This window comes from Enterococcus sp. MSG3299, from assembly GCF_050555765.1.
Taxonomy (GTDB): Bacteria; Bacillota; Bacilli; order Lactobacillales; family Enterococcaceae; genus Enterococcus; species Enterococcus faecalis.
This window is the reverse complement of sequence record NZ_CP187869.1, coordinates 2,253,069-2,265,900: the sequence shown is the minus strand read 5'-3', so window position 1 is coordinate 2,265,900 and position 12,832 is coordinate 2,253,069. Positions and strand designations below refer to the sequence as shown.

18 protein-coding genes are annotated in these 12,832 nt (G+C 35.9%); all 18 read left to right on the top strand.

The features are described from left to right. The first annotated feature begins 9 nt into the window (after positions 1–9). Positions 10–1,371 carry a phage major capsid protein gene (locus tag IGL23_RS11005; RefSeq protein WP_002367264.1) on the top strand — a complete coding sequence of 454 codons (1,362 nt, stop codon included), beginning with the start codon at positions 10–12 and terminating at the stop codon, positions 1,369–1,371. Further along, positions 1,364–1,654 carry a head-tail connector protein gene (locus IGL23_RS11000; protein WP_002385660.1) on the top strand — a complete coding sequence of 97 codons (291 nt, stop codon included), beginning with the start codon at positions 1,364–1,366 and terminating at the stop codon, positions 1,652–1,654. Before IGL23_RS11005 ends, IGL23_RS11000 begins: the two co-directional genes overlap by 8 nt. Then, positions 1,632–1,958, top strand: coding sequence for a phage head closure protein (locus IGL23_RS10995; RefSeq protein ID WP_002367263.1), 327 nt, complete (start codon positions 1,632–1,634; stop codon positions 1,956–1,958). The genes IGL23_RS11000 and IGL23_RS10995 overlap by 23 nt, the downstream gene beginning before the upstream one ends. Beyond that, positions 1,948–2,286 carry a hypothetical protein gene (locus tag IGL23_RS10990; RefSeq protein WP_002367262.1) on the top strand — a complete coding sequence of 113 codons (339 nt, stop codon included), beginning with the start codon at positions 1,948–1,950 and terminating at the stop codon, positions 2,284–2,286. The genes IGL23_RS10995 and IGL23_RS10990 overlap by 11 nt, the downstream gene beginning before the upstream one ends. Beyond that, the gene (locus IGL23_RS10985) at positions 2,276–2,638 is read left to right on the top strand and encodes an HK97-gp10 family putative phage morphogenesis protein (protein WP_010711252.1); all 363 of its coding nucleotides are present in this window, start codon (positions 2,276–2,278) and stop codon (positions 2,636–2,638) included. Before IGL23_RS10990 ends, IGL23_RS10985 begins: the two co-directional genes overlap by 11 nt. Beyond that, on the top strand, positions 2,635–3,279 hold the full coding sequence (locus tag IGL23_RS10980; RefSeq protein ID WP_029739094.1) for a major tail protein: 645 nt from the start codon (positions 2,635–2,637) through the stop codon (positions 3,277–3,279). The genes IGL23_RS10985 and IGL23_RS10980 overlap by 4 nt, the downstream gene beginning before the upstream one ends. Then, complete coding sequence (locus IGL23_RS10975; RefSeq protein ID WP_002367258.1) at positions 3,279–3,734, top strand: hypothetical protein; 456 nt, start codon at positions 3,279–3,281, stop codon at positions 3,732–3,734. Before IGL23_RS10980 ends, IGL23_RS10975 begins: the two co-directional genes overlap by 1 nt. Positions 3,735–3,925: 191 nt before the next feature. Continuing rightward, complete coding sequence (locus IGL23_RS10970; protein WP_002367256.1) at positions 3,926–6,229, top strand: phage tail tape measure protein; 2,304 nt, start codon at positions 3,926–3,928, stop codon at positions 6,227–6,229. Continuing rightward, on the top strand, positions 6,226–6,939 hold the full coding sequence (locus tag IGL23_RS10965) for a phage tail protein (protein ID WP_002367255.1): 714 nt from the start codon (positions 6,226–6,228) through the stop codon (positions 6,937–6,939). Before IGL23_RS10970 ends, IGL23_RS10965 begins: the two co-directional genes overlap by 4 nt. Beyond that, positions 6,936–9,734 carry a phage tail tip lysozyme gene (locus tag IGL23_RS10960; protein WP_430619653.1) on the top strand — a complete coding sequence of 933 codons (2,799 nt, stop codon included), beginning with the start codon at positions 6,936–6,938 and terminating at the stop codon, positions 9,732–9,734. Before IGL23_RS10965 ends, IGL23_RS10960 begins: the two co-directional genes overlap by 4 nt. Positions 9,735–9,752: 18 nt before the next feature. Then, on the top strand, positions 9,753–10,661 hold the full coding sequence (locus IGL23_RS10955; protein ID WP_129194706.1) for a phage baseplate upper protein: 909 nt from the start codon (positions 9,753–9,755) through the stop codon (positions 10,659–10,661). Further along, positions 10,654–10,971 (top strand): hypothetical protein, encoded by a 318-nt coding sequence (locus tag IGL23_RS10950; RefSeq protein WP_048942174.1) that lies wholly within the window; start codon positions 10,654–10,656, stop codon positions 10,969–10,971. The genes IGL23_RS10955 and IGL23_RS10950 overlap by 8 nt, the downstream gene beginning before the upstream one ends. After that, positions 10,964–11,281, top strand: coding sequence for a hypothetical protein (locus tag IGL23_RS10945; protein ID WP_002383822.1), 318 nt, complete (start codon positions 10,964–10,966; stop codon positions 11,279–11,281). Before IGL23_RS10950 ends, IGL23_RS10945 begins: the two co-directional genes overlap by 8 nt. After that, positions 11,281–11,832, top strand: coding sequence for a hypothetical protein (locus tag IGL23_RS10940; protein ID WP_048942173.1), 552 nt, complete (start codon positions 11,281–11,283; stop codon positions 11,830–11,832). Before IGL23_RS10945 ends, IGL23_RS10940 begins: the two co-directional genes overlap by 1 nt. 14 nt (positions 11,833–11,846) lie before the next feature. Continuing rightward, positions 11,847–12,221 carry a hypothetical protein gene (locus IGL23_RS10935; RefSeq protein ID WP_048942172.1) on the top strand — a complete coding sequence of 125 codons (375 nt, stop codon included), beginning with the start codon at positions 11,847–11,849 and terminating at the stop codon, positions 12,219–12,221. After that, positions 12,221–12,358: an XkdX family protein gene (locus tag IGL23_RS10930; RefSeq protein WP_033779884.1), complete on the top strand. Its 138-nt coding sequence runs from the start codon at positions 12,221–12,223 to the stop codon at positions 12,356–12,358. The genes IGL23_RS10935 and IGL23_RS10930 overlap by 1 nt, the downstream gene beginning before the upstream one ends. Positions 12,359–12,392: 34 nt before the next feature. Then, complete coding sequence (locus IGL23_RS10925) at positions 12,393–12,626, top strand: hemolysin XhlA family protein (protein ID WP_002367247.1); 234 nt, start codon at positions 12,393–12,395, stop codon at positions 12,624–12,626. A 2-nt stretch (positions 12,627–12,628) separates the two neighbouring features. Continuing rightward, complete coding sequence (locus tag IGL23_RS10920) at positions 12,629–12,832, top strand: phage holin (RefSeq protein WP_048942171.1); 204 nt, start codon at positions 12,629–12,631, stop codon at positions 12,830–12,832.

The window sequence follows — 12,832 nt, the reverse complement described above, 5'->3', positions numbered from 1 at the left end:
GAATTTATTATGAACAAAGAATTATTGCGTCAATTACAAGCTCGTCACGAGAAACGATTAAGTGATTTACAAGGCAAAATTGAATCTGGAGAAGTGCGTGAAGCAGATTTAGATTCAGTTAATGAAGAAATTGATGGTTTAATCGATGAATTAAAAGCCATTAAAGCTGAATTAGGGGATGATAATTCAGAATCTGGTGACGGTAAAAGCGATGATGGAACCGCCAAATCCGATAATAATGATGAAAATAAAGAAGATCGTGAGAAAGATACGAACGAAAATAACAATGATAAAAATGAAGAAAATCGTGGCGGCATGATTAGTCAAGAACAGCGTGATGGCTTGTTACGCACAATTCATGAAGGAATGGAGGCTAGAAATGCGATGTCTAATGAACAACGTGAAAAACAAATTCGTAAAGCATTTGCCGATTTCGTTGTTGGTAATATTTCAGAAAGTGAAGCACGTTCATTAGGTATTGAAACAGGCAATGGTTCAGTGACAGTACCAGAAGTGATTGCATCAGAAGTGATTTCTTATGCTCAAGAAGAAAACTTATTGCGTAAATACGGAACGGTGATTCGCACGGCTGGCGATGTGAAGTATCCAATTCTTGTGAAAAAAGCAGAGGCTAATGTAAACAAAAAAGAACGTACGACAGATATTACTGAAACAGCGATTCAATTTGATGAAATTTTACTTGATCCAGCAGAATTTGATGCATTGGCAACTGTAACGAAAAAACTATTAAAAATGTCTGGTGTGCCAGTAGAAGATATTGTTGTAGAAGAATTGAAAAAAGCATATGTTCGCAAAGAAATTAATTATATGTTTAATGGCGACGATGCAGGAAATGAAAACCCAGGAGCTTTAGCTAAAAAAGCTGTTGCATTTGAAAAACCTGTAGATTTAACAGCTGCAGGTGCTGGTCAAAAATTATATGATGCATTGATTGAATTTAAAAATACACCAGTAACAGAAGTAATGAAAAAAGGTCGTTTTATTATTAATCGTGCAGCTTTAACTGCTATTGAAAAAATGAAAACAGATGATGGATTCCCATTGTTACGACCATTCACGCAAGCAGAAGGTGGTATTGGTTATCAATTAGTTGGTTATCCAGTTGATTGGACCGATGCAGCAGATAAAAAAGGTGAACCAGATACACCAGTATTATATTTTGGTGATTTTTCTGCTTTCAAAATTCAAGAAGTTATTGGAGCGTTAGAAATTCAAAAATTGGTTGAAAAATTCTCTGGAAAAAATCAAGTTGGTTTCCAAATTTATAATTTGTTAGATGGCCAATTAGTTTACTCACCATTCGAGCCAGCTGTTTATCGTTATGAAATTACAAAACCAGTAGGTGGTTAATGTGAATAACGAAGCTGAAACATTATCTTTAGAAGAAAAATTCAAAGCACATATTCATTTTGAAGAGGGGATGGATGATTCCATGCTCTCTTTTTATTTAAATATGGCAAAAAATTATGTAAAAACTGCAACTGGAGGGCAAGAAGAATATTTAATTTTGATGGTTGCTGGTATTGCTTATGAATATCGTGTTTCAGAAGATGAATTAGATAAGGCGTTGAATGCGATCACGCCATTTATCATCCAAGGAGTGATTCAACATGCCGAAGAGGCAGACGAATAGGTTTCGTTGGAAAGCGGACTTGCTAAATGTAAAAGAAGAAACAGATTCGAACGATAAAGTAGTTACAACTTATAAACTTAACAGGCTTTTATGGTACGAAGATATTGGAGTAACTGCACAAGAAAAATATCTTTCACAGCAAGCCAAAACAGACGTTGTCAGACGGATTAAAGTGAGATTGGATAAATCTATCACAGAAAAGTTTAGCGCTGTTAGAATCGATTCTGTGACCTATAAAATCACTCGTATTTACACAAATATGGATAAACGAGAAATGGAGTTGAGTTTGGTTTATGTCGATTAGTTTTGAAAAATTAAGGGCAGCGCTAAAAACAGTAGGCGTACCTGTGACACGTGATAAAGCGGAAAAAGAAACGGACTATCCATATATTGTTTATTCAAATGTTAGTCAAGGTAAAAAAATGGCATCGTCTAAAGTGCATAGACGAATGCCCTACTATCAAATCTCTTTTTATACAACAGGTACTGAAAAGGATTTAATTGCTTTAGAAAATGCATTGGAGGAAGCTGGTATTCCTTACACTGATTTTGTAGGCATTCAAGGCGATGAAAATGATGATACTGTGACAAATTTTTACACATATGTGAGGTGTATTGAAGATGGAAAATAATAATGGTTTTGCAGATATGGCAGACTATTTAGGAAAGCTTTCGCAAGTAGATGCGACAAAATTATCAATAGAATCATTAACCACTGCAGCTAATTTTTATATGGAAAAATTACTACCCAATATACCTAAATCGCTTCTAAAAAAGAAGCACATGGTTGATCAAGTGAAAGTAAATATTAAAGATGATGAAGTACAAGTAGCTTTTGAAGATACAGCCTTTTACTGGCGATTCGCTGAAAACGGAACAGTAAATCAAAAAGCGCAACATTTTGCCAGTGGAACATTTGAACAAAATAAAGATCAAATTGAAAAAATTATGACTCAACAAATATTAGATTTATGGAAAGGATGAGTAAATTGGGAAAACAAGATGTATATTATTTTGAAGGCTTAGATGACATCTTAATTGCCATGATGACCACAAAAGATGCAGTAGGTACAGAACCAGCATTTGGCGAAGTTGTTCGTTTGCCAATAGCCACAAAATTAGGAATTAAAGGGAATGGAACAGCTTTAGAAAAATGGGCATCAAGTAAAATGTTCCGACGCGTAAGTCGTGAAACGAAACATGAAATTGCGCTAGATCATGTGGGCATTCCTATTGCGGTGATGGATGAAATAAAAGGATTAATCGCTCAAAGTGGAGTGACTTTTGGTAAAAACACTGCGCGAGAATTTCCTTATTTTGCCTTTGGGTTTATCGGAAATATTGAAAATGGTGGAAAAAAAGCTGTTTGGTATCCTAAAACGCAGCTATCAAATGTTATTGATGAAGAATACACTACTGCAGAAGATGAAACCAAAATTGATGATGTAACTGCTAACTTTGTTTCAACTGGTTTAACATACAATAATGTTATGTATTCAAGTTTTGATTCTAATCGGGATAGTGCTTCAATAGAACTATTTGAAAAATTTATCGCACAACCTGTTTATGACGAAGAACAATGGAAGAAACTAGTAGGCCCTTCACGTGGAGGTGGCAGTGACTAATGGCAAAATTAGCGGATTATGGGATTGTTATTTCAGATACACCCACAGTTACTATTCAAGGGCATCAGTTTCCCATTTTGTTAACAATGGAAACAATGGAGTATATTGCTGATGTTTATGATGATGACTATTCAAAATTTGAAGCAGATATGAATGAAATGATTAACAAAAGCGGTGGTCGTATTTCATCAAAAGATTTATCAGCTTCTGATTTAAAAATTATGCGTGCGTTGATTTATGGCATGCTAAGAACTGGTGGATTGGAAGAAACGCCAGAAACCATTTTTAAGTTTTTAGGTATGAGTGCCACAATTGTTGAGATTTATGGTGCATGCATGGAAGTATTTGCAAAGCAGAATTTTCAAGTTGAAGACTTAAAAAAATCCAAGAAGCCACAAGATTATCAAACTCCGAAAAAAAGGAAAAATCAAAAGAAAAAGCCTCAACGGAAATAGGAACGCCGTGGGCTTTTTATTTATATGTAGCTCTCACTCTTTTGGGATGGAGTGAGGACTTCTTTTTAAAAGCAACTCCCAACTTGTGGCTTAAGTCATATATTCAGTGGTTAGTAAGTAATACGGAGTTTGAACCACCTAGAAGTGTGACAATGGATAAAAGTCCTTGGTGGTAGGAAAGGAGCGCTAACGTGTCAAAGAAAGAATCCGATGTTGTCTTAAATTTTAAGATGAATGGGGAAATAAACTATTCACGAACAATTAAAGACATTAATAAAGAAATGAACTTAGCGGCTACCGAGTACAAAAACCAGGTATCCGCAATGGATAAAAATGCAACTCAAACTGAAAAACTAACAGCTACAAAGAAAAAATTAGAAAAACAATTATCTTTAGCTGAACAAAGAACAAAATTATTACGTGAAGAATACGAAAAATCAGTAAAAGAAACTGGTGAATATTCAGAGCAATCACAAAAGCTGTATAAACGTTTATTGGAATCCGAAACAGGTGAAAATAAACTGCGTTCTGCATTGGAAAGTACCAATGAAGCTTTGAAAGAACAAGGTAATTTATCAGTAAAAACAGCTGAAAAACTTGCCAAAATAGAAAAAACTGGTGACAAAATGAAGTCAGTTGGTAAAAAAATGAGTATTGGATTGACAGCGCCAATTGTAGGGATCGGTACAGCTTCTATAAAAGCTTTTAGTGAAGTTGATGAAGGAATGGATACTGTAACGGCTAAAACTGGAGCTACAGGGAAAGAATTAGAAAAGTTACAGGAATCATTCAAAAATGTAGCAGCTAATGCTCCTGATAGTTTTGAAGATGTTGGTATTGCAGTAGGTGAAGTAAATACAAGACTTGGTTTTACTGGTGAAAAATTAGAAAAAGCTTCTGATGATTTTTTAAAATTTGCCACAGTAAATAAAACTGATGTAGAAGGAGCTATTCAATTAGTCACAAGGGCTATGGGTGATGCTGGTATTGAAGCAGATAAATATAATCAGGTTTTAGATTATTTAACAGTTGCTGGTCAAAAGTCTGGTATTAGTGTAGACAAATTAGCTGAAAACTTAGCGAAATATGGTGCTCCAATGCGTGCATTGGGCATTGATACTAAAAATGCAATCGCCTTATTTGCTGGTTGGGAAAAAGCTGGTGTTAATACTGAAATTGCATTTTCTGGTATGAAAAAAGCAATCAGTAACTGGGGGAAAGAAGGAAAAAATTCAGGAGAAGAATTTAAGAAAGTTATGCAACAAATAAAAGATGCGCCTGACATTGCTTCTGCTACCACACTTGCAATTGAAGCTTTTGGCTCAAAAGCAGGTCCAGATTTAGCCGATGCCATAAAAGGTGGTCGTTTTGAAGTTGATGAGTATGTAAAAGCCTTAGAAGAAGCTGGTGGAGCTTTAGATCAAACATTTGATGATATGCAAGATCCCCCTGACCAAGCAAAAGTTGCAATGAATAACATCAAATTAATTCTAAATGATTTAGGGCAAACTATTTTAGGAGTATTGGCTCCTAGTCTGCAAAATCTAACTGAATGGTTAAAAAATTTACAACAATGGTTTACGAATTTATCTCCAAACGCAAAACAGTTAATTGTGGTAATTGGAGGAATCGCCGCTGCTATCGGTCCAGTATTAGTAGTTTTAGGAACACTTGCTAGTTCCATTAGTAGTTTGATTCCAGTTATTGCTTTTATTGCGTCACCAATTGGTTTAGTAATTGCGGCGGTTGCCGCTTGGGTAGCTGCAATTGTAGTTGCATATAATAAAATCGGTTGGTTTAGGGATTTTATCAATACCTCCTTTAAAGTAATTAAAGATATTGTGGTTGGAGTATTTAATGTTTTGAAAGATACGACAAAATCTACTTTTGATTTCATCACAGGATTTATTGGTGGTGCCATGGATGGGGCTGCAAAAATTATTGGCGATTACGTAAATGCAATTAAGCGTATTTTTGGCGGTATCGTTGATTTTGTAACGGGAGTATTTACTGGAGACTGGTCAAGAGCGTGGCAAGGTGTTGTTGATATTTTTGGTGGTATTTTTGAAGGTATCGCTGCAGTAGCTAAAGCCCCAATCAATGCCATGATTACGTTAATCAATGGATTTATTGGTGGATTAAACAATATAAAAATACCTAAATGGGTGCCAGGAATTGGCGGTAAAGGATTTCATATTGGAAAAATTCCTTATTTAGCAGAAGGTGGAACGATTCTAAATGGTCAAGCCATTGTTGGTGAAGCTGGTCCTGAACTATTAACCGCTAAAAACGGCAAGACAACAGTAACTCCATTGTCACCAGAAGAAAAAGCTCGTGGAATTGGTGGTGCTTTGAAAGGTGGCAACACTATTGAGCAACATGTTCATATTGGCCAAGTAGATGCAAATAATCCGAGTGAATTAGATCGAATGAATCGCAAGCTTTATAAAGCAAGTGCGCAAGCTTTCTATGACTTAGGAGGTGTTCCAACGTGATTTTTATGAATCCTGATGAACCCAATTTCATTTGGAAAGATTTGAATGCAGTTCGTGATATGGGGTGTATTATCGAAAATGAGCTGTCAGAGGTTTTACCAAATAAACGATATGAAACGTATTCGATTATCGGAAGAAGTGGTGAATTTAATGAAACGTTCAATGATTATGAATCCTTTGATTATGAAATTGAAGATGTAACTATTCCATATGAAAATTTAGCGGCAGCCAAAAGATGGTTAACTGGTAAAAGTAAACTTATTACTCACAATGATGAAGATAAATATTTAGATGCTATTTGTACAATGAGTAAACCAAGTTCATTCAAAAATGAATGGGGTGTTTTTTATACCTTTAACATTGAATTTAGATGTCAACCGTTTAAAAGAAAAGTAAACGAACAACCAAAAGTGATTAAAACAAAATCAATTGAAATTACTGATCACGGTGATGAAAACGCTTTTCCTTATATCGAAATTAATTCAAAAGGTGGCGATATTACGTTAAATATTGGTAGTAACTCACTAACGATTTTGCGTACACAATCAGGAATCGTCACTATTGATAACGAAAAAGGAAAAGTAATACAAGAAGGGCTACCATTGTTTACTCGTGGTAGTTGGATAAAAACGAATCCTGGTCAAAATACATTAAATATATCAGGAAATTTCACAGAAGCTAAGTTTTGGAATAGGAGCGCGTATTTATGACACAAAATTTTATTTATGCATATACGGCTATTCCTGAAAATTTAAATGATAACGGAATGGCTTTGCCAGATTGGCAAGATTTACCAGAAATTAACCGTGTGTTAAATGGTGCGTATCGATTCTATGGTAACTATGCAAGAGATGGCCAATATCGCTCGTACTTAAAAAAGGGAAACTTTTTAAAGGCACAAGTTGAAGATGGGTCATATCAATATTTTGAGATTTACAATATTAAAAAAAATCTGCAGTCAGTTTCAGTGACAGCAAGACACATTGGTTTTATGGCAAATAAGAATTTCATTATTAATTCATTTACTGCTAACGGAAATGGCACGCAAATCATGAACAATTTAAAAGCTGCATTAACGTTTAAGCAACGGTTTAGTTATTTGTCGAATGTCGGTACTACACATCAATTTACAGCAAAACAAGTAGGTCCAATCGATGCAATTATTGGTTCTAACAATGGCAACCAAAATTTAACAGGTGTTACTGGTGGAGAATTAGAGATGGATAACTTTAATTTGAAACTGGTTAAACAAATTGGATCGGACAATGGCTTTAGAATTGATTTTGGGGTTAATTTGGAAGCTATAGATGAGGACTTTGACGACGAATCAATTATAAATAGTCTCTTTCTTATCGGTGGCGTGCCAGACAATGATTATGACCAAGATAAAGAGCCAATCACGTATGGATTTTTAGAAATTGCTGGTGTAAATGATAGTAACCGAAGAATTGGAAAACGTGAAAATTCGGAATGTAAAACAGTTGATGAGCTTAAAAAATGGGGCCAGTCATTGTTTGATAAAGACCGTATTCATGAACCAAAAGTAACGCACACTATTAGCATGGTAGCATTAGAACACACCTTGGAATATGAAGACATGTACGAAGAGCTTTCTTCTTTGCATTTTGGTGATGTAGTACACGTGCGAGCAAAAGAAGTCGATATTGAAGTAACGGAGCGCATGGTGGAATATACTTGGTTTCCGACTTTAGGTAAATTTAAAAATATTGTTTTGGGGAATGATTTATCACTTTACACCTCAACAGTAAATAATCAAACTCAAGAGCTAAAACAAAAAATTGATAATCGGACAGAAACATTAGTACAAAATGTTTTAAATGCAACGGCATGGATTACTGGAAACAGTGGTGGACATGTCGTTTTTCGTCCAGAAAAAGCCCCGTCTGAAATTCTTATCATGGACAAAAACAAAGTAGCTACTGCAAAACGTGTGTGGCGCTGGAACTTAAATGGTTTGGGTTATTCCTCCAACGGCGTGAATGGTCCGTTCGAACTTGCTATGACTTCTAAGGGAGAAATCGTTGCTGATTTTATTAAAGTGGGCATTATTAACGCGAATGTTTTACAAACAAGCTTTAATAATGCAACAGGCGATGTACTAAAATTAGTAGCTGGTGCTTTGCAAATTTGGAACAATAAGAAAAAAATCATGGAATTGACTAAAAAAGGGATGGAATTTTGGAATGGCTCTAGTCATATTGGGACAATTGGTACGAAAGGAAATCCTTTTCCTGATTTAAGAGATGAAAACGGAAATCCAGTTATAAAAGATGGTAACTCACTTCTCATAACTGGTGATGATCCAAAGACCAACGTTATTGGTTTTTCTAATAAAAAAGGTACTGGAATAGCTATTGCAGGGGGACAGCAATTTCATTTGGGAAATGATTTTTATTTTATTGGAATAGATGGTCAGGATAGTACGATTCACGCTAAAAAGTTATTTTTAAATGGCAAAGAAGTTATACCTGGTCAAAATGGTGGTGGCGGTTCTGGAGCTGGTACAGGTGGTTATCCATCCGAAGTTACAAGCGATGCAGATAAATTTGCTTGGGACTTATGGAGTTACCTATTAGCTAACGGATACAGCAAAGCAGCTGCTGCAGGTATCCTTGGAAATGTACAAGGAGAAGTTGGTCCAAGTATGAACCCAGATACCGAGCAAATAGGCGGTCCAGCTTACGGATGGGTTCAATGGGATGGTTCAGCGTATCCATTGGTAGGCGCCCCAACTTGGAATGGTCGAGAATATGTACAACGCTTAATCGCAGCTGCAGGTATCAAACAAGACTATAGGACGTCATTAGCTCAAGCTCAATTAATTAATTGGTGTATGTTCAATGGGCAATGGTTAGGACAAGTAAGTCCATTAACAGTTGATGAATTTAAAGTTGTTAGCTCGCCTAAAACCGCTGCTTATGCGTTTGAATTAAACTTTGAACGTCCAGCTGCAGCGCACCCAGAAAGACAAACCTATGCACAAGCATGGTATGACAAATTCAAAGATTTGAAAGCTTCTACTGCAACAGGAAAAGCTGGCATAGAACATTTGGAGACCTTAATGGGCAAATGGCTTGGTAATGGGCAATGTTATGCCGTTCCAGCCGAATATTCTGGTTTTATGGGCGGCTGTGGTTTAGGTGCAGGAACAATTTATGGCTTTTCACATGTAATTGGTGATACATCATCTGCTGCAGATATTGGTGAAGCATATGATTGGAATGCGGTAGGTTGGCGAGTAATCCAAAATCCAACGTATCAAGATTTAGTGGTAGGAGCAATCGTCAATATTAGACGAGGTGGCCAATGGGGAACAGGTTGGACAGTAGACCCAACATATGGTCACACGGGCGTGATTTACGGCTTAAATAACGGACGTATCCAAACCATAGAACAGAACGCCGAGCAAGGGCAAATTGTCGCAAAATATGACCGATTATATTTTGCTAATTCTATTCAATCGATTGTTATTCCACCAAAATAACGAAAGGAGGATTTTTCAATGGTTAAATGGCAAGCAACGCTAAGTACAACTGAACCTTACAATTACATTGGGATTCAGAATGTACGACAAGGAAATCGAAACACAGAAGTCTTAGAAGCCATACTAGTTGAAAATGCTTTGCCACTTGATTTAACAGGTTGCGAAGTTTTTTTTGAATCGGTTATTGATAATAAATATCCGATTCAACGTTCAGCAAAAATTGTGAATGCCAAAAAAGGGATTATTCAGTATACCTTTGATGAATATTCTATGCAGTCGTTACACAGACAAGAAGCATATTTCAGTATTCATAAAGGTGATAACCTGATTGGTGCAACGCAAAACTTTTCTTACTTTGTAGTGAATGCTGCTTCTAAAACAGAAGGTGAAATGTGGTCATATTGGCAGTCAATCGAGGATTTGATAGCTGATATGACTGCTTTTATTAATGAAAACAAGGGCGATTTCACAGCGTGGATGAACGCTAGAAAAGAAGAGTTTGAAAAATGGCGTAAAAATCAACAAGATACTTTTGAAGCTTGGCGAAACGGCCAAGAATCAGATTATCTAATGTGGTTTGAATCAATTAAGGATATTTTAAAAACTGTTGATCCAGGTGGCACAATGTTAGCTGAATTAATGGATGCACGTGTAGATATTCAAGGAGTACGTCATAATTCACTTTCTGAGCGTTTATTGGCTGATATGAACTATTTGTATCATCGGTTAGAGGAACGGCTATACACTATCAAATACGGTAATGTAAACACGTTAGAAATTTTAGAGGATGATTCATTTTCTAAGAATCATGAAGTTGAAGTATTGGGAACAGTTAATCATCCAATTGAAGAAGGGGCGTTAATTATAGCGACAGTTGATGATTCAAAACAAAATGTTTTTACGATTGAAGGTGTAGACAATGGTTGATGCTAAAAGAATGATGGAAACTGATGAAAATGGGATTAAACGTCAGTTTTTTCCTATTACACATTTTTCAGCAATCGTTGGTTTATCAGAGATAATGAGCGGACAGACAAAAGTTTTATCTGTTAACGGAAAAACTGGAGCAGTGATTATTACGCGTGCAGACTTAGATTTACCTAGCGATGGGATTATGATTTCTCAAGAAGAATATGAAAAGTTCAAAATAATTTTAACTGATTATGAAACTGGAAAATTAGGTGGTTCTGGTGTTGAGTTTGAAAAAGTAAAAGGAGATGAAGAAATAAATGCCTGATTTATATGTAGTGAAAAAAGACGGCGTAGCTATTGATGTACAAACTAGTACAGCTGGCGTTGTTGGATTAAATGAATTTGTTGATGGAAAAATTAGTGGTGCTGAAGCAGGCACTGTGTCGTCTGTAAATGGTCATACAGGTGAAGTTATTTTAACTGCTTCTGATGTAAAAGCACTGCCAGACACAACTGTTATTCCAACGCTTCCTAGCAATGCAACTTCTGAAAAAGACGGTTTAATGTCTAAAACGGATAAAGCAAAATTGGATGCATTACCTGTTTTTACATTTGAAAAGGTAGGTGAAGCGTAATGGCAGATATCGTTCAGCTAAAAGAAAATGGTGTTGTAAAGTATATGAAAACACATGCAGATGCTATTGACGGCGTGGAAGGAAAATTAGTAAAGGCCTTTGGAAATGAGACTGTTTTAGGGACAAAGAATTTTCAAGATGGGATTCAAATCGGCGGTAAATCTGTATCGGTTAATGCAAAACCGACCTATGAGGTGGTGAAAGACTACTGGGATGGCACTGGAGCTTATTTGACAGAATCTCAATCAGTAACAATTTCAAATAGCAGCAATGTGGATGAAATTGTTTTGATTTTCTCGCGTTACAACGATAACGGTGGCGGTATTGTTCACTCAATACCAGTTACTCCGAATATTACGAAATTAAAATACGAACTACCAGCAGTTGCATGGGTAGGTTCTGCTTCAGCAGACCCAACAATAGCGTATAAAAAAATATCTATTTCTAAATCTGGTACATCTTTAGTGATTACAGGAGATACTGCAAACACATTAAATGAAGCAAATAAAAAAATTGTTTTTAGAGAAATCGGCGTTATGCGTCGTAAATAGGAGTGGATAATAAAATGAAAAAAATATATAAAGTAATCTACCCAGTAGGATTTCAAATTTTCGAAGTTCAAGATGATTATGTTGTAGCATTACCATTTGTAGAGGAGAAACCACTAGAAAATTTAGTGAATGAACAATCTCAATTTTATAACTTTTCAGAACAGAAATGGGAAGAAGCAGTGACACAGGATTATACAAAAAAATTGAATTTGTTAGAAAATCTTGCGAGTGCCTTAGAAGATTCAAACAGTGAGTTAAAACAAGCAAATGAAAAGCTAACTGCTAAAGCAGAATCACTTGCACAAATCAATTCTAAGACGATGCTTACTTCGCTTCAAAATACAAAAGAAATTGATGCGATAAAAGAACAAATCGGAGGTGCAAAATAATGTATTCATATGATGACATTAAACTGATGTATGATTGGGGGCTATTTACTCCAGAGCAGGTTGCAGAATTTGTGCCTAGTTGTATTACAGAAGATGAATTTACTAAAATGACAGGAGAACCGTTTAGCGAAAGCTAGACGGTTTTATTGTAAGAGGGATGGAGACGATAACTTGAAAGATGAGCCTTTAATTGAAATCGTCGATCGTTTGGCACGGATTGAAACAAAGTTGGATAATCATGAACAATTAAGAGAGAAAGCAGACATAGCACTCTCAATGGCCAAAAACAATGAAGGCGATATTGCGGAAATAAAAGAGAATCAAAAGTGGACGTGGCGGACAATTGCAGGAATTGGTGTTTCTGTTGCTGTTTATTTAATCACGAAATACTTAGGAGGAATTTAGAAATGATACTACCAGACAAGTATTACAAAATAATTAAATGGGGAGTACTTACTGTACTTCCAGCTAGTTCTGTTTTAGTTTCTGCTCTTGGCGACCTATATGGGTGGGTCGGCGCAGATAAAGCAGTGTTAACTATTAATGCTGTGTCAGCATTTTTAGGAGTAGTAACAGGTGTATCAGCATATAATTTAAAAGACAAGGAGTAA